The organism is Qipengyuania aquimaris (assembly GCF_009827445.1).
Classification (GTDB): Bacteria; Pseudomonadota; Alphaproteobacteria; order Sphingomonadales; family Sphingomonadaceae; genus Qipengyuania; species Qipengyuania aquimaris.
Genome location: NZ_WTYI01000001.1, coordinates 1,973,591 through 1,990,707 on the forward strand (window position 1 = coordinate 1,973,591; position 17,117 = coordinate 1,990,707).

Genomic DNA, 17,117 nt, shown 5'->3' on the forward strand with positions numbered 1-17,117 from the left:
GTCAGTCCAATCTGGCGACCCTTGCTCAAGGTCATTGGGTAATCGAGGTTCTGGGGATCACCAGTTCCACGCGCAGGCCCTCGTCCGAATATTCGCGGGTGAATTGACCGGACAGCTGGCCTTCGATCGCCATGCGCAGGAGACGCGATCCGAACCCTTCCGCTTCATCCTGCGCAGGCGGCGTAAATCCGTCCATGTCCTCGTGCCAGCTGATGCATACGTTATCGTCACTGTCGCAATCATCCACGACGTTGATTTTCACATTGCCGACACCGTTCGACAACGCACCATATTTTGCGGAATTCGTAGCGAGCTCGTGGAAGATCAGCGCCAATGGCGTGGCCGCGCGCGAACCCAGTCCGATATGGTCGCCATCGACCTGGATCCGCTCCCGGTCCTGCGACGCATATGGTTCGAGCAGCCCCTCGAGCAGCCCGCCCAGATTATCGCTGGAGCGACCATCGTCCGGCCTTACGTAGTCATGCGCTGTGGCCAGCGACCGAATGGCCGCTCCGATCTTGTCGACGAACGGCTTCACTTCCGGCTGTCCGCGGGAATGCATGGCGATCAGCCCTGAAACCACCGCGAAAATATTCTTGATCCTGTGCGACAATTCGCGCGCGAGCAGGTCGCGGCTTTCGGACAGTTTGTGTGTTTCGTCGATGTCGATCCCGGCTCCGAACCAGGTTTCGATCTCGCCCTTGGAGTCGCGCATCGGCCATGCCCTCAGGACCATCCAACGATATTCGCCATCCGACCGGCGGACGCGCGCTTCTGCATCCCATCGGCCGCCTTGTTCGCGGGATTTCTTGCGGAGACGCTCCACCTCTTCGCTGTCGGAGGGATGGATCATGTCGCTGAGATCGATTCTGGAAAGGTCTTCCGTGCCGAAATATTCGTAGAGCGCGGAGTTTCCGAATTCGAGAGAGCCGTCGGGCCGTGCGGCCCATGCCAGCACCGGAATATGCTCCGCCATCTTGCGCAGGCGCATGCTCTCGCGGACGAGCTGTTCCTGCACCGCGAGATATTCGCGCCGCGCGTTGAGGCGACGCATGACCGATGCGGCCAGCACTTCCAGGCCCTCGCGCTGCAGATCGGTCAGGCCGCCCGGACGCGGTTCGGTGTCGATGACGCAGAGCGAGCCGAGCGGCGCGCCTTCCGCCGAAAGCAGCGGCGCACCGGCATAGAAGCGGATCTTGGGCTCACCCGTGACGAGCGGATTTCGTTCGAAGCGCGGATCGAGCAGAGCGTCGGGCACGATCATCGGCTCGCGTTCCATCATCGCATGGGCGCAGAAACTGGTCGGCCGTGGAGTCTCGGTCGTCAGCAGTCCGGCACGCGCGAGGAAACGCTGTCGCTGCTCCTCGACCAGACTGACCAGAGATATCGGCGCGCCGCAGAGTTTCGCAGCGAATTGAACGATTTGGGAGAGCTCCTGATCGTCCATCAGCTCGTCCAGGCCGTAGGAAGCCATCACGGTCAGACGCTCATCCTCGCTGCAAAACGCAGGATTTGGGCCCCTTCCCTGAGGCCAGTCTATTGCATCGTCCCTTTTCATGCGCCGCTGGTTTAGAGCTATCCGTCTGATTTTCAAGAATTTAGCGTGATCGCCATTGAGTTTACCCGCTTGGGTTTGCCCGGACAACAAAGCTTCGCTATCGCGCCGAGCAGAGAGAGACTGCCTTTAAGGGCAACCAGGAGATACCATGCGCGCCACCCCCGACTTCGATTTCCAGCTTGGCGAGAGCGCAGAGATGATCCGCGAAAGCGTGGGTCGCTTCGCCGACGAACAGATCGCCCCGCTCGCCGAGAAAGTGGACCGCGAAGACTGGTTCCCCAAGGCGGAACTGTGGCCCGCGATGGGCGAGCTCGGCCTCCACGGCATCACCGTGCCGGAAGCGGATGGCGGCCTGGGCCTCGGTTATCTGGAACATGTGATCGCGGTCGAGGAAGTCAGCCGTGCCAGCGCCAGCATCGGCCTTAGCTATGGCGCGCACTCGAACCTGTGCGTCAACCAGATCGCGCGCTGGGGCAATGAGGCGCAGAAGGCCAAGTATCTCCCGAAGCTGATCAGCGGCGAACATGTCGGAAGCCTGGCCATGAGCGAGGCGAGCGCCGGGTCGGACGTCGTATCTATGAAAGCCAAGGCCGAGAAGGTCGATGGCGGCTATGTCCTCAACGGCACCAAGTTCTGGATCACCAACGCGCCCTATGCGGACACGCTGGTGGTCTACGCCAAGACTGCGCCCGAGGCCGCCAGTCGCGGCATCACGACCTTCCTGATCGAGAAGGATTTCGACGGTTTCTCGATCGGCCAGAAGATCGAGAAGGTCGGCATGCGGGGTTCGCCCACGGCAGAGCTGGTGTTCGACGATTGCTTCGTTCCCGAAGAGAACGTCATGGGCCCCGAAAACGGCGGCGTCGGCGTTCTGATGAGCGGCCTCGATTACGAGCGTGTCGTGCTTGCCGGATTGCAGCTGGGCGTGATGCAGGCCTGCCTCGACACGGTCATCCCCTACCTTCGCGAGCGTACCCAGTTCGGCAAGCCCATCGGCAGCTTCCAGCTCATGCAGGCCAAGGTCGCGGACATGTATGTCGCGCTGCAATCTGCGCGTGCATACACCTATGCTGTGGCCAAGAGCTGCGATGCGGAAAAAACGACCCGGTTCGATGCGGCAGGCGCGATCTTGCTGGCATCGGAAAACGCCTTCCGCGTGGCCGCCGAAAGCGTCCAGGCGCTGGGCGGCGCCGGCTACACGCTTGACTGGCCGGTAGAACGCTACATGCGCGACGCCAAGCTGCTCGACATCGGCGCGGGCACGAACGAAATCCGCCGCATGCTGATCGGGCGTGAACTTATCGGGGCGGCGGGGTGAGGCTCGGCCTACTTCGCTTTCTCGGCGCAGGGCTGGCGCTCTCGCTAATGATTGGTGAAGTGATCCGAAGTTGGGGCGTCGGACGGCCGTTAATGTTCGTTCTCGACGACTTCTTTATGGGCGGGCTGCTGCTCTTGGGCGCTATCCTCATGGCGAAACCGACGCTGACTCGCTGGGCGATCTTCGTTGCAGGATGGGGGGCTTGCGCTGGAATGCTTTATGGCAGTTTCTTCGGGAAAGTGTTCGATCCCGCCTCCTCCAATTCCGGCAATTTCGACCTAGGAGTGCTGACCGCGCTGATCGGAATTGCATTTGTCGTCTCGCTCGTCGGCCTTGCCACGAGCATCATGTGGAAACCAACTGAATGACCGCACCTGTACTCACGTCCACGCTCGACCGCGAGGCACCCGATGCCAAGGCGCGTTTCGAGCATAACAAGTCGCTCGCGGCAGACCTGCGATCCACCGTCGCCGCCGCCGCGCTCGGCGGTTCGGAGGGCAGCCGGGAACGCCATGTCGGTCGCGGTAAATTGCTCCCGCGCGAGCGGGTGGAACGCCTGCTCGATCCGGGCAGTCCCTTCCTCGAAATCGGCCAGCTCGCTGCCAATGGCATGTATGGTAAGGACGAGATCAACGGCGCGGGGATGATCGCGGGTATCGGCCGCGTTTCGGGGCGGCAGGTGATGATCGTGTGCAACGATGCCACGGTGAAAGGCGGCACCTATTACCCGATGACGGTCAAGAAGCACCTGCGCGCGCAGGAGATCGCGCAGGAGAACCGACTTCCCTGCATCTACCTCGTCGACAGCGGCGGGGCGAACCTGCCGCACCAGGCCGAGGTTTTTCCCGACCGCGACCACTTCGGGCGCATCTTCTTCAACCAGGCGAACATGAGTGCACTCGGAATTCCGCAGATCGCCTGCGTCATGGGCAGCTGCACTGCGGGCGGCGCCTATGTGCCCGCCATGTCGGACGAGACGGTGATCGTGCGCAACCAGGGCACGATCTTCCTTGCCGGACCGCCGCTGGTGAAGGCCGCGACGGGCGAGGAAATCAGCGCCGAGGACCTTGGCGGCGGCGATCTCCATGCGAAGAAATCGGGTGTGGTCGATCATCTTGCCGAGAACGACGAGCACGCACTCACCATCGTGCGCGACATCGTGTCACATCTCGGCGACAACCATGCTGCGGCGAAGGCAATCGAACTGAAAGAGCCGCGTGCGCCCAAGTTCGATGCGGAAGATCTCTACGCCATCGTCCCCGACGATGTGCGCGCGCCCTATGATGTACACGAAGTCATCGCCCGCCTGGTCGACGGGAGCGAATTCCACGAGTTCAAGCAGCATTACGGCAGCACGCTGGTCTGCGGCTTCGCCCACATCTGGGGCATGCCGGTGGCGATCCTCGCCAATAACGGCGTGCTGTTTTCGGAAAGCGCGCAGAAGGGTGCGCATTTCATCGAGCTTGCGCAGCAACGCCGCATCCCGCTGCTGTTCCTGCAGAACATCTCCGGCTTCATGGTTGGCGGCAAATACGAGGCGGAAGGCATTGCCAAGCATGGCGCGAAACTGGTGACCGCCGTCGCCACCGCGACCGTCCCCAAGGTCACCGTGGTCATTGGCGGCAGCTTCGGCGCAGGAAATTACGGCATGTGTGGCCGCGCCTATAGCCCGCGCTTCCTCTTCACTTGGCCCAATGCGCGCATTTCGGTCATGGGCGGCGAGCAGGCCGCCAGCGTCCTCGCCACAGTTCACCGCGACGCCGACAGCTGGACCGAGGAACAGGCCGAGGATTTCAAGGCCCCGATCCGCCAGAAATACGAGGACGAGGGCAACCCCTATTACGCCACCGCGCGCCTGTGGGACGACGGCGTGATCGACCCTGCCCAGACCCGCGATGTATTGGGTCTCGCATTTGCGGCGACGCTGGAGGCGCCGATCCCCGAGAAGCCGCAATTCGGCGTCTTCAGGATGTAAGACCGGCATAGCGTACGGTGTCAGTTCGCTTTGTGATCCGGTCGGCCACGAATGTGGCCGAGACACGCCAACGAATACGGGCGCTGCTGCAACCATGGTTCGATCCAAAGCCGGGCCCCAGAGGCTTCGTTCTCGGTCGGCTGGTCTGTATCTGGTCCGGCTTGTCTCTCTATCACACTTTCGAACTGGTGGCCCTGATCCGGCGTGACGGATGGGCGGCTCGCATCAGTGGCATCACCATTCTCATTCAGGCTGCCCTGGCGCTTCTCCTTGTCCCGGCGGTCGCCGCCATTTGGGCAGCTGTCGGGATGGTGACGGGCGAACTCTATGCGATGGGCGCGGTCCCGATCCTTCTGGTCTCGATCCTGGCCCTCGCGCTGGCCGCCTGGCTCCTGAGACGGAACAACAACGAGCATAATGCGATTGTCAGTCTGCTGCGGATGGAATTCGAACCGCAGGAGAGCCCCGAGCCCCTGACGCTTGCGCGGCCCACTGGCGAGCCCAGGCGAATGGCCATGGAGGTGTCTGGGACGCGCACTATCGAGAACGTGACTATCGAAGAGCTGACCGCTGCCCTCGATGCGATGCACGATGGGCATGAGACCCACGTAATCCTGAGCAGAAGCGAGACAGAGTTCCTGCAAACGGCTGCGTCCGCATTCGGCTATTCGATCGAATGGCGCAATGTCGGCGACGATTGGCCGCGCAATGCTCGAAGGATTGGTTCTCGATCCGATGCGACGTTCCAGATCGAAGAGGTCAAACAGCTATTCTGTGCCTACCTATACGGAGCGCGAAAATTCCCGGAACTGGAATGGCAGTGAGTCGCGTGCCCAATCGCTATCGCAATCTGCCTAACATCTGTTAGGCAGGCTCGCAGGAGAGAACATGTCGGAAAGAACGAGCCGCAAGCGCTCGATCCTGTCGCGCATCGTGCGCCGGATCATCATGGCGCTATACCGCTTCAAGGGCTGGGAGCTCGACGGGCACCTGCCGAATATCGAGAAGTTCGTCATCGCGGGCGCTCCGCACACCTCGAACTGGGACTTCGTGTTCTTTGTCGGAGCCACCGCCGAAGAGGGTGTTGAGCCCAACTTTATGGGGAAACATACCCTGTTCCAGGGAATCATGCGCAACTTCATGTTCGACATGGGCGGCATTCCCATCGACCGGACGAAACGCAGCAATGTAGTCGAGCAGGTCGCCGCCGAATTCGAACAGCGCGATCATCTTGCGCTCGTGATTGCCGCAGAAGGCACGCGTAGCTCGAACGGCGAGTGGAAATCGGGCTTCTACAACATCGCGCGCGCTGCCAACGTACCCATCGTGCCGGCATGGGTTTGCAATGAGGACATGGTGCTGGGCTTCGGGCCGGCTATCGTCCCGACTGATAGCTATGGCGAAACCTTGCTCGAAATCGCACGTTTCATGCGTTCCAAACGCCCCGATTACGAGCGTTACAAGGTACTGGAGGCCCAGGCCCTGCGCCTGATCGAGGAGGAGAAAACCAATGCTTGACGCACTGCTGGCCAATGCAGCGATTTTGATCGGCGTGGTCCTGATTCTTTGGGTCATCTCGGTCCAGATCGACGATGTGTCCTTCATCGATGCGTTCTGGGGTGCCGGCATGGCACTGATGGCACTGACCAGCTGGCTCCAACTTGCCGAATCCGGCGATCTGGCAACCCTCCTTCTGGTGATGGTCGCTGCATGGGGATTGCGGCTCGGCATCTACCTCTTCCGGCGCTGGCGCGCGGAAGGGCAGGACAAGCGGTATGAGCGGATGCTGCGGAAGGACCGCGAGAAAGGGCGTTTTGCAATCGCCGCGCTCACCAAGATCTGGCTTGGGCAGGCGGTACTCCTGTTTCTCGTCTGCTCGCCCGCTCAGCTCGGTATCCTGACCAACAGCGAACCCGCTCCGATTGCCGGTCTCGCATGGGTCGGACTGGCACTGTATCTCGTAGGGATATTCTTCGAGTGGGTTGGCGACTGGCAGCTGGCGAAATTCAAATCCGATCCCGCCAACAAGGGCGAGGTCATGGACCAGGGCCTGTGGCGCTATACTCGCCATCCCAACTATTTTGGCGACGCCTGTGCATGGTGGGGGATCTGGCTTGTGACCGCGAGCGCAAGCTGGGAAATCGCACTCTGGACGATTGCGGGGCCGCTTTTCCTCACCTTCACGCTCATCAAATGGTCGGGTGCCGCGCTGCTTGAAAAGGGCATGAAGCATTCGCGGCCCGGCTATAAGGAATACAAGCGCCGGACCTCTTCATTCATTCCGCTCCCTCCCAAATCGAGCGGGTGACGAGGCGGAAAAATCCAGATTCTGCTCTGGAATAGCTTGTGGAGCATCCCTAATCTCCTTCCATGAGTAGCGTTGATTGGTCCTGAGCGTGTCTTCTTCTACGCATCCGTCCGAGCGAAGGAAGTTCGCCTTGATGGCTTTGGACCTCACGGTCCGACGCGGCACCGAAATCTCCGTCGCTCAGTTGGCGGCAGAGGCAGGCATTTCGGTTGCAAGGGTGGAGGCCGTTTTTCCGACGGACGCCGACCTGTTCGACGCGGTCACGGAACTCTGGTTCGAACCTCACGTCGAGATCATGGAAGAGGTCTTGGGAAGCGACCTTCCCATCAATCGCAAGTTTCACGAATTCTATGCCCGGCGGTTCCGGCGCAATCGCGAGGAGTTTCGGCGTGATCCGGCGGCATTCGCAGTTCTATGCGATCTCGGCGCCCGCCGTTTCGAGCAAGTGAGATCCTACGTGGATCTGGCGGATCATTACCTTTGCGAACTTATCGCCGAAGCACAGGCAGACGGCTTTTTCCCGGGCCTTGAGATCGACCGCGCGCTCACGCTGATAAACCAGATGCTGATGTGCTACACGATGCCTGACCTGCTGATCACCATCAATGACCGGCTGGCCGAAGACAAGCTCGCGGCAATCGTGGACACGATGTTCGCCGGTCTTTCCGCAACGGATGGCGGGGCGTCAGGCTTGAAAGCGCTCCGGCCGGCGTGAACCCCGGCATGGTCCAGAGACGCATCCTCTTTATCGGTCTGAATTACGCGCCTGAACCAATTGGGATCGGGCCATACAGCACAGGCCTGATGAACGCACTTGCCGCTCGGGGACATCGGGTTCACGCTGTGGTCGGCCAACCCTATTACCCCGAATGGAAGATGCATTCCTTCTTTCGTGGCCGCTGGAAGAATTCGGTAGAAGCAGGCGTGACGGTCACTCGCTGCCCACATTACATCCCCGGAAATCCTACGGGCAAGCGCAGGCTTGCGCACCATCTGAGCTTCGCAAGCAGCTTCTATCCCGCCGCTCGCATGGCGCGCAGGCAATTGCAGCCCGATCTGATCTTTACGGTCGCGCCTTCGCTTGTTGCGGTTCCGGTTGCAGCACGAATTGCGAAACGCTCGAACGCGCCTTTGTGGCTTCATGTCCAGGATTTCGAAGTTGGCGCTGCGATTGCCACCGGACTGCTTGGCAAGGGGGCAGTCGGTGACGCTGCTCTGAAGTTTGAAAAACGAACCCTGGTCTCGGCCGATGTCGTGTCCACCATCAGCGGGCCGATGCAGCAGCTACTGGTCGACAAGGGTGTGCAGCCGGATCGGGTGCGCGAGCTAAGAAACTGGGCCAACCATGGCAACGCGAACGGTCGGAGAGATTTTCGGAACGAGTGGGACTTGGAGGGGAAGTTCCTCGCGCTCTATTCCGGAAACATTGCGAATAAGCAGGGCCTCGACATCGTCATAGAGGCTGCGCAGCGCTCGTCCGAAAGGCCGGACATCCAGTTCGTGATCTGCGGAGACGGCCCCAATCGCCAAAGACTGGAAGGTCTTGCGGAGGGCCTGCCGAACGTCACCTTCCATTCCCTCCAGCCAAGCGAAGATGTCGGCGACCTCTTGCGGCTTGCCGACTTGCACATCCTTCCGCAGGTCAGCGGAGCGAAAGATCTCATGCTCCCTTCCAAGCTTGGCAATATTCTCGCCTCAGGCAGGCCGACCGTTGCCACAACCACGCGAGATTCCGGCCTCGCGCTCGAGCTCGACGGGGCCGGAGCTATCGTCCCACCCGGCGATGCGCGGGCTTTGGGCTGGGCGATCGAACGCCTTGCGGACGATCCCGATGCGTGCGCAGCGATGGGCGAACGCGCAGTTGAAATTGCGCGGTTGAGATGGTCCCAGGAGGGTGTAGTCGACGCCTTCGAAGCGGTTATGGAAGAGCTTCTGGCCTAACCGACCATGCCGTTGAGCAGCGCCTCGATATTCGAGCGGTAGGCCACACTATCGTAGCGTTGGGCCTCCATCTGTGCAGCCCGCCGCATTTCCAGCAGCCTCTCTTTGTCCTGTGCAATGTCGATCATTGCTGCGGCCAGAAGTTCGCTGTCCGGCCGATCAATGCAGATGCCGCTCCTGGCAGTCGGGCCCAGGCCGGCTTGCGGGGTCGCAATGACGGCGAGGCCCGCGGCCATCGCTTCCAATAGGACGATGGCCGACCCTTCAAAATAGCTCGGCAGGACTAGGACATCGTGCTGGACCATGATGGCGGGCATCTCTGCGCGGGGCACGGCGCCAAGAAAACGCACCCGATCAGAAAATCCGCTCAACAGCGCATTGGGCACAAGGTTAGGGCCCACACAGGTGAGACTTGCCAATTCGGGAGGCAGCGCGCTTACCGCTTCAAGGACGTGCTGTATTCCTTTTCGCGCGGAAAGCTGGCCAGCGAACAGGAAGCGGACGGGCTTGTCGGCTACAGGCGGCATGGGGCTTGGAAGCGAACCGTACATTCGAGAATCGAAGCAGTATGGAAGGTGGCGGATCTTGTCCTCGATGCGCTCGGCAGATGAGTGACGCTTTATCGTTTCGCTCACGAATTCACTCGCGCACAGGATATAATCCGCGGCCTCGAACTCCTCTTCGCCGCGCCGGATGAGCCAATCGGGTGCCCGTCGGAGCGAAGGGTGGAGCCAATCGCCATGCGTGTCTTCGATTTTGGCGACCTGTTGGTTCCATTCCCGCCAATCGGCAATCGTGCGGTCGAGGATCTTCGTCGCTGACGCGCTTCGAGCATCTCGGAAAGCCGTTAGTGAAGAATTGTCATAGCCCCACAGCACGCGCGCTCCTTCGTCTTGGGCGAGGCGGGCGACAACTTTCCCGAAACGATCATTGGCAATCCGGTCGAACAACTGGGCCATGGCATCGAGGCCTATCCGCGACAGCATCCGCTCAGGCAGCTCGTATTGCGGGAATGCTCGTACAAGCGACGGATCGAGGCCCGGTGTCGAAAAGCGGCCGAACTCCGCATCGATGCGCCGCCGCAAAGCGGCAGGTGGATACGATCCCGCTCGCCGCCACGCGCTTGCTTCATGGTCGAAGACGCCGGTGGCCAAGAAAGCCAGCCTGCCGAGTTGCTGCAGCGCAAGCGCTGTCTGCCTGCTGTGCTGCATGCCCGGATGAAACACGGCTACTGTCATGAGTGCGTGCTTGAAGCCAAAGCCCTTCCGGAAAAACCGTTTTCCTACATCCCGCCCCAATTATAACCGATATGGTTTCTACAATCACTTGGAGAAACCATAATCATGAGCCAGCCTCCCCCTATCCAGGCACCGGGCGGTTTCGCCCCGGTCGTCGCGTTCGGTATCGAAGACGAAGACGGTAATTGCTCAGTCGTTTCAGGCATTCGTCCGCTGCCGACACGCGTTGCTCCCGCCGATGTCCCTGCTGCCTTTGTCGGAACGACCTCGATATCGACAATTGTCGGCCCGTTCGAGCCTGCGCTGAATGCAGTGGTTTATTGTACGCTCTCGGGCGACTTCGAAGGCTCGGTGCAGGTCGCGCGTTCAACAGACGGCGGCGAGACCCTCCATCCGCTGACGGTCGCAGGTTCGCCGTGAGGAGCCTTCTTCGGCCCGGCATGCGAACCGGTTTGGCAGGAAAGTGAAGAGGGTGCCTCCCTCTGGCTGGATTGCATGATCAGTTCAGGATCGCTGGAATACCGGGTGTCGCAATGAGCGCGCTCTCGATGGTCCCGTTGGGCCTTGCAAATCGCGCGTCGCAGTGTCTTCCCGGCCTTTTCACTGATCTCGAAAAGCGGTCTGTCCCGCTTGATGTCGATCGGGTTGAAACGAGCGGCTACGCAGAGGCCGGAAAGGGCGCTGCTACCTATATTTCCGACGACCTCTGCACCCCGGCGTTTCATTCCATACATCCCGCATGCACTGCGCGCACCTTCAATGGGCGGATCTTTCGTATTCTCCCTGCCTCAGCCGAGATTGCCGTCGAGCAGGCAGGCGCCTTGGGAGACGGGACTACCAACGACCAGCAAGCGATCCAGGCGGCGCTAGACTATGCGGCAGCTGTAGAGGCGGCCACAGTAGCATTCTATTCGTCCCGCTACAGGATCGACTGTCCGCTACGCGTATCGCCCGCAACCGAAACGCGGGCAGAGGACGGGCACCCTCTCGTAGTTCGCCGCTCCGTCGCCTTGAAAGGGAAAGCGGCCGATCGCTCGGTGCTCGAATTTCGCGGTCTCGACGGCGAGGACCCGGAGACCGGCTGGCAGCTCGTACCGACGGCGTCCGACGATCCCGCGCTTGCCGTCTGGCGCGGCGGCGGCCTCTTCCTTCAGGGCGATGTCGAGGACCCGGTCTCCGGAGAAAAAACGATCGGCCGCCTCGAACTGGACCGTCTGGTCCTCGAGGGTGGCCGCCACCATACGAGAGCCTATGCGTGGCCAGCCGACATCCTGACCGGAGACGGCTGGGACATCACCGACAAGGCGCTGTGGGTGCAAGACTGCTTTGTGGGCGAGATCGTCTGCACGGACACCGATATGATCGGCTGGAAGGGCGAGATATTCTATCTCGGCGGCGCGCTCGATATGGCCGACAAGGTGGTCCTCGAAAGGTGCCGCTTCGCCACCACCAATGGCAGCGCCTTCAATCCCGGATGCAATGTCGACATCGTCGCATCCGATTGCAGTTTCGGTGACTGCTTTCAGGCACAGGAAGACGTCGGGAAATCTCGCGCGATCTATCGCAACTGTATCTGGCACGATTGCGACCACATGGGCCTGGGAAGCGGAGCAACCGATACCCTCGAGCATAATTTCCTCTGGCCCACCCGCGACGACCAATTGCCTCCCCCGCTCACCCGTCTCGATCAATGTGAATTCAGGAATATCGGCTGGCTGCGCTTCTTCAGCTGGGTTGGAGGCAGTATCCGCGCAGTGGACTCGCCGATCGGGCTGCCCGGCTGGGCAGGCCAGGCCCTGCGTGATGTGGACCTGGACATAGAGGCCGTTCTCGACCGCAAGCAATCGATCCACGCTCTGACCATCGACGGTGTGGCGTCCCTGACCGAGCAAGTCAGCGGCGCACCGGCCGGAACTTACCAATTGCCGCCGGCAAACCTGGCCATCACTTTGAAGCAACGCCGGACGCGCGAAGCGCAATTCGCACAACGCCAGTGGCTCGGTGTCCTCTGGAACGGTTACATCGACCACTCCTGCGCGATCCATGCCGAAGGAGAATTCGCTTCGGGGCGCGTACCCAATGGCGGGGACACCCCGCTTTCCATGCCACTCGTCACGATGGCAAAGGAAACTGCGAGTTCGAGCTATTGGGCAAGGGGCTGGTATCGTCCGGCAACCTTCAGCGGTTCGGGAGAGATCCTCGTCACCGCCCCGCTCATGTCGATCGGGCTGGAAAGCGCGATCATCGCCGACATGACCCTCGCCCGCACCCCACTAGGCGGTGCGCAGCACGGCTATGCCGACGGGCAACGTATCCGCATCACCAAGGATGGCGCGACAGGCACATTGCGCTTCGAAAAAGGTGCCTCACCAGCCTTCGCGGTCCGCGCGACGCGCAACCTGGCAGACGCCTACGACTGGATCGAGTTCGTCTACAATCGCGAGCTCCAGCGCTGGGAAGAGAACGGGTTCTTCTCCGCCGCCTAGGCTTGGCCGAAATCAGACGGGAGGGGATTATTTCCCTCCCGTGCTTGCTCGCAAGAGCCGCTTGGGGAATCACAGACGCATGGCGATTCTCTCCGACAAATGGATCCGCGAAAAGGCTAATTCGGAAGGCATGATCGAGCCTTTCGTCGAGAGCCAGCGGCGCGACGGCACTATCAGCTACGGCCTGTCGTCCTATGGTTATGACGCGCGCGTGGCGGACGAGTTCAAGATCTTTACGAACATCGACAGCGCGATCGTCGATCCGAAGGACTTCGCAGCCAACAGCTTCGTCGACAAGAAAACCGATTGCTGCATCATCCCGCCCAACAGCTTCGCCCTTGCACGCACGGTCGAATACTTCCGTGTGCCGGAAGACGTGCTGGTAATCTGCCTCGGCAAGAGCACCTATGCGCGCTGCGGGATCATCGTGAACGTCACCCCGCTGGAGCCGGGCTGGGAAGGCCACGTCACGCTGGAGTTCTCCAACACGACCCCGTTGCCTGCAAAGATCTACGCAAACGAAGGCGCGTGCCAGTTCCTTTTCCTGCAAGGGAACGAGCGCTGCGAAACGAGCTACCGGGACCGGGCAGGCAAATACATGGGCCAGCGCGGCGTGACCCTTCCGCGCCTGTAATCACGCGGCTCTGACGCTGCGTCTTTGACTCTGGCCTCCGTCCGGCCCACATCTTCTCCGCAAAGAGGAGACTGACATGGCCGATCGCGAATTCGACATCATCGTATATGGCGCCACGGGTTACACCGGGCGGCTGGTCGCAGAGCATTTCGTCCGCGAATACGGCGATAGCGATGGCGCACCGAAATGGGCGATGGCAGGGCGCAGCGAAGACAAGCTAACCGCAGTGCGCGACGAGATCGGCGCGCCGGCGACCACGCCGATGATCGTGGCCGATGCATCCGATCCCGCCAGCCTCGAAGCCATGTGCAAGCGAACGAAAGTCGTGCTCACCACAGTGGGGCCGTACCAGCTCTATGGCGATGCTCTTGTCGAAGCCTGCGTCAAGACCGGCACCGATTACGCCGACCTGTGCGGCGAGCCCGCCTGGATGGCGGAGCAGATCGCCAAGCACCATGATGCAGCAAAAGCCAGCGGCGCGCGCATCTGTTTCTCATCCGGCTTCGATTCGATCCCGTTCGATCTGGGTGTGCTGATGCTCCAGAAGGAAGCCAAGGCCGCCCACGGAGCGCCTGCACCGCGCGTCAAAGGGCGTGTCCGCGCGATGCAGGGCACCTTCTCCGGTGGCACTGCAGCCAGCCTCGGCGCCACGATGAAGGCCGCCATGAAGAACCCCAAGGTCATCAGTGTGCTGCGCGATCCCTTTGCGTTGACGCCCGGCTTCGATGGGCCTGACCAGCCTTCGGGCATGGTGCCGCGTTACGAAGATGAGATCGGCAAATGGGCCGCTCCGTTCGTTATGGCGCCGATCAATACGAAGAATGTCCACCGCACCAATTTCCTGCGCGGCCACCCCTATGGTGAAGACTTCCGGTACGACGAAATGGTTCTCACGAGCCCGGGCGATGCCGGCAAAGCGGCGGCAAACGCCATGGTCGAACTGGCCAAGAACCCGTTCGGCGCCAAGCCGCCGAAGCCGGGCGAAGGCCCGAGTGCGGAAGAGCGCGAAAACGGCTTTTACGACGTCTTGTTCGTGGGGGAATACCCGGACGGCAAGCGCATCAAATACGGTGTGAAAGGCAAGTACGATCCGGGATATGGTTCGACCAGCCGCATGCTCGGCGAAACCGGCATGGCCCTGCTCGAAAGCAAGGCCGAAGGCGGCGTGGGCACTCCGGGATCATTCTTGGGCGAGGATCTGGTGGAGCGGCTGCGCGAACATGCCGCTCTCACCTTCTCCCTGGAGGAGTAATCCTTCGCTCAGTAGCTCAGCCGCAGGCTGGCGCTGAAGTTGCGGCCCGCCATCGGCACGAAGTCCTTCGTGAAGCTGGCGTGGCGGCGACCGGTCACATCGAAGATATTTTCGGCCTTCACGATGACGCTGACTGACGGGTCTGCGGCGATCGGGCGCCACGTCGCGATAGCATTCACAAAGGTGAACCCGTCGGTCGGGGTTTCGAAGGCAGCGATTTCGTCCTGGCTATCGACCCATTCGACTTCGCCGCGCAGATCGAGCGATCCGGTCGACGCTTCGAGCGCGCCCATCAGGCTGAGCGGCGGGATGCGCGGCACGTTCGACCCATCGGACAATTCCGCGTCCACCAGTTCGCCCCGCAGGTCCGCGGTGAGGGCGAAATTACCCGTATCGAGGAAGCGCCAGATCAGCTCGCCTTCGATGCCCTGGTATGTTGCATCCTGCTGCAGGTATTCGAACACCGGCAGTTCGTCTTCCTCCTCGCCGGTCTCGGACAGATAGATATAATCGTCGAACCAGTTCTTGAACGCAGCGACGCTGAACTCGACATCGCCGAGCCGGCCACGCGCAAAGATTTCCGCGCCCCACGCACGCTCGATCCCGAGGTCCACATCGCCGATCTCGAATTGCTGGGTCGCGATGTGTGGTCCGTTCGAAAAGAGTTCTTCGGCACTCGGCGCGCGTGCCACACGGGACACGTTCACGCCGGCACGGAAAGCCTGCGGACCATCATACGCGAGGCCGATCGCGCCGGAGAATGCGTCGAAGTCGCGTTCTACGCCTAGCGGCACCGAGTCGACGTTCGTCGCTTCATAACGAAGCGCACCTTCGAGCTGGATCGGGCCGTCGCCATATTCCTGCAGCGCGAACAACGAGATCTGTTCGGTGCGGTTCGGGGCGACATAAGCCTCTTCACCCTCGGCGAAGAAGTCGCGGAAATAATATTGCAGCCCGAGCGAACCGCGCCAGCGACCGTCCGGGTTCTGGATCAGCTCTGCGCGCGCTTCCATGCCCTGCACGTCGAAGACCGTGCCGACTTCATCACCCTCGAACTCTGTATGCGTATAGTCGGAATAACCTGCCCGTACGCGCAAGCGCTCGAACAAGCCATCGCCAAGCGCGATTTCTCCGCGCAGATCGGCGCGGTACTGACGAAGGCCGATATTGACGGTCTCGGGGCCCTCTTCCTCTAGTTCAGCTTCGCCGCCCTCTTCCTCTTCGCCATGATGATGCCCGGCTCCGGGGCGGATCGGCACGCCATAGAAGGTGTCGTAAACGCCGACCGACACGCCGAGATGCGAATTGTCGCGGAAGAAAGCGAAGCCGCCGTTGGCTGACCAGGTTTCAGTCGCGCTGTTGAAGAGTGTTCCACTCGCCATGGCAGCTTCACGCAATTCTTCGGCTTCTTCGAATTCGCCCTCTTCCTCTTCTTCCGCAGCTTCTTCGAGAAGCTCGGAGCGCAGACTGTCGGAAAGGACGAAGCCCGGCACTTCCAGATCATTCGTGGTGCGATAGGAACCGTCGATATGTGTCACGAAGCCGCCGCCCAACGGAACGTCGATCGATGCGCCGGCTTCGCGCAGGTCGCTCGCCGTATCGGCGCGCACGATGGCATCGATATGTATCGCTTCATTCGGGACGCGACGTGGGATGCGCTTGTCGATCACATTGACTGCGCCGCCGATCGCCTGGCTCCCGTAGAGAAGGACTGCCGGTCCGCGTAGCACTTCGATACTTTCGGCAGTCAGCGGATCGATCGAAACCGCGTGATCGGCAGAGGTATTGGAAACGTCGATAGCGCCGATCCCGTCGACCAGCACCTTCACGCGCTCGCCGGAAAACCCGCGCAGGATCGGCCGCGATGCACCCGGGGCAAAGCCGGTGGCAGTGACGCCCGGCACATCGGCGAGAACCTCGCCCAGCTGCCCGTCGAGATTGGCATCGAGAGTTGCCCCCTCGATAACGCTGGTCCCGGCAAGCAGGTCAAACTGGCGAAGGCCTGCGGCGGTGACGATGATGACGCTGCGCGAATCCATCCGGCGGTCATGGACATCGTCGATCACATCTTCCGATTCCGCAGGCTGCGTATCGGTGTCCTGCGCAGCGGCCGGGGCTGTAGCCACCAGCGCCAAGGTGGAAAGGGAGGCGAAAAGAGCGCGCTTGGCGACTTTGGTTTGATACAACATATCGCGCACATAGCAGCGGAAACGCGTCATTCAAGCGTTATCCGCCGAATGTGCATGCGACACGACAAACGACAGCAAGGTCGCCGATCGAAGTCCGGATTTTTGGAGAAATGGAGCGGGCGAGGCGATTCGAACGCCCGACCCCAACCTTGGCAAGGTTGTGCTCTACCCCTGAGCTACGCCCGCTCACTGACGCTCTACCGAGCCGCATGGCCCGG

The 17,117-nt window shown here is 61.2% G+C and carries 15 protein-coding genes and 1 tRNA gene; 12 read left to right on the forward strand and 4 right to left on the reverse strand.

Features of this window, described 5'->3' with window-relative positions:
• Positions 1-31 precede the first annotated feature (31 nt).
• Entirely contained in the window at positions 32-1,474 is a 1,443-nt protein-coding gene (locus GRI34_RS09650; RefSeq protein WP_234028201.1) for a sensor histidine kinase, read from the reverse strand.
• A 232-nt stretch (positions 1,475-1,706) separates the two neighbouring features.
• Between GRI34_RS09650 and GRI34_RS09655 the strand changes: the two genes are divergently transcribed.
• From GRI34_RS09655 to GRI34_RS09690, 8 genes are all read left to right on the forward strand, one after another.
• On the forward strand, positions 1,707-2,876 hold the full coding sequence (locus tag GRI34_RS09655) for an isovaleryl-CoA dehydrogenase (RefSeq protein WP_160595744.1): 1,170 nt from the start codon (positions 1,707-1,709) through the stop codon (positions 2,874-2,876).
• Positions 2,873-3,244, forward strand: coding sequence for a hypothetical protein (locus GRI34_RS09660; protein WP_234028202.1), 372 nt, complete (start codon positions 2,873-2,875; stop codon positions 3,242-3,244). Before GRI34_RS09655 ends, GRI34_RS09660 begins: the two co-directional genes overlap by 4 nt.
• Positions 3,241-4,851 (forward strand): carboxyl transferase domain-containing protein, encoded by a 1,611-nt coding sequence (locus tag GRI34_RS09665; RefSeq protein WP_160595746.1) that lies wholly within the window; start codon positions 3,241-3,243, stop codon positions 4,849-4,851. Before GRI34_RS09660 ends, GRI34_RS09665 begins: the two co-directional genes overlap by 4 nt.
• 53 nt (positions 4,852-4,904) lie before the next feature.
• Positions 4,905-5,675, forward strand: coding sequence for a hypothetical protein (locus tag GRI34_RS09670; protein ID WP_160595747.1), 771 nt, complete (start codon positions 4,905-4,907; stop codon positions 5,673-5,675).
• Positions 5,676-5,739: 64 nt separating this feature from the next.
• Positions 5,740-6,369: a 1-acyl-sn-glycerol-3-phosphate acyltransferase gene (locus GRI34_RS09675; protein WP_160595748.1), complete on the forward strand. Its 630-nt coding sequence runs from the start codon at positions 5,740-5,742 to the stop codon at positions 6,367-6,369.
• On the forward strand, positions 6,362-7,159 hold the full coding sequence (locus tag GRI34_RS09680; protein WP_160595749.1) for a DUF1295 domain-containing protein: 798 nt from the start codon (positions 6,362-6,364) through the stop codon (positions 7,157-7,159). Before GRI34_RS09675 ends, GRI34_RS09680 begins: the two co-directional genes overlap by 8 nt.
• Before the next feature lie 133 nt (positions 7,160-7,292).
• Entirely contained in the window at positions 7,293-7,874 is a 582-nt protein-coding gene (locus GRI34_RS09685) for a TetR/AcrR family transcriptional regulator (protein ID WP_234028203.1), read from the forward strand.
• A gap of 8 nt (positions 7,875-7,882) precedes the next feature.
• Positions 7,883-9,100 (forward strand): WcaI family glycosyltransferase, encoded by a 1,218-nt coding sequence (locus GRI34_RS09690; RefSeq protein ID WP_160595750.1) that lies wholly within the window; start codon positions 7,883-7,885, stop codon positions 9,098-9,100.
• On the opposite strand, the gene GRI34_RS09695 is transcribed toward GRI34_RS09690, so the two are convergent.
• The gene (locus tag GRI34_RS09695) at positions 9,097-10,338 is read right to left on the reverse strand and encodes a glycosyltransferase family 4 protein (protein WP_160595751.1); all 1,242 of its coding nucleotides are present in this window, start codon (positions 10,336-10,338) and stop codon (positions 9,097-9,099) included. The two genes, GRI34_RS09690 and GRI34_RS09695, sit on opposite strands and share 4 nt — an antisense overlap.
• A gap of 105 nt (positions 10,339-10,443) precedes the next feature.
• Between GRI34_RS09695 and GRI34_RS09700 the strand changes: the two genes are divergently transcribed.
• From GRI34_RS09700 to GRI34_RS09715, 4 genes are all read left to right on the forward strand, one after another.
• Positions 10,444-10,758, forward strand: coding sequence for a hypothetical protein (locus GRI34_RS09700; protein WP_160595752.1), 315 nt, complete (start codon positions 10,444-10,446; stop codon positions 10,756-10,758).
• A 113-nt stretch (positions 10,759-10,871) separates the two neighbouring features.
• Complete coding sequence (locus tag GRI34_RS09705) at positions 10,872-12,824, forward strand: hypothetical protein (protein WP_160595753.1); 1,953 nt, start codon at positions 10,872-10,874, stop codon at positions 12,822-12,824.
• A gap of 79 nt (positions 12,825-12,903) precedes the next feature.
• Entirely contained in the window at positions 12,904-13,458 is a 555-nt protein-coding gene (dcd, locus tag GRI34_RS09710) for a dCTP deaminase (protein ID WP_090476695.1), read from the forward strand.
• Between the two features lie 76 nt (positions 13,459-13,534).
• Positions 13,535-14,710 (forward strand): saccharopine dehydrogenase family protein, encoded by a 1,176-nt coding sequence (locus tag GRI34_RS09715; protein WP_160595754.1) that lies wholly within the window; start codon positions 13,535-13,537, stop codon positions 14,708-14,710.
• 8 nt (positions 14,711-14,718) lie between these two features.
• Here the strand turns inward: GRI34_RS09715 and GRI34_RS09720 are convergent, their stop codons facing one another.
• Together GRI34_RS09720 and GRI34_RS09725 are read right to left on the reverse strand one after the other, a co-directional pair.
• Positions 14,719-16,899: a TonB-dependent receptor gene (locus tag GRI34_RS09720; RefSeq protein WP_160595755.1), complete on the reverse strand. Its 2,181-nt coding sequence runs from the start codon at positions 16,897-16,899 to the stop codon at positions 14,719-14,721.
• A 111-nt stretch (positions 16,900-17,010) separates the two neighbouring features.
• A tRNA-Gly gene (locus GRI34_RS09725) sits at positions 17,011-17,085 on the reverse strand.
• Positions 17,086-17,117 lie beyond the last annotated feature (32 nt).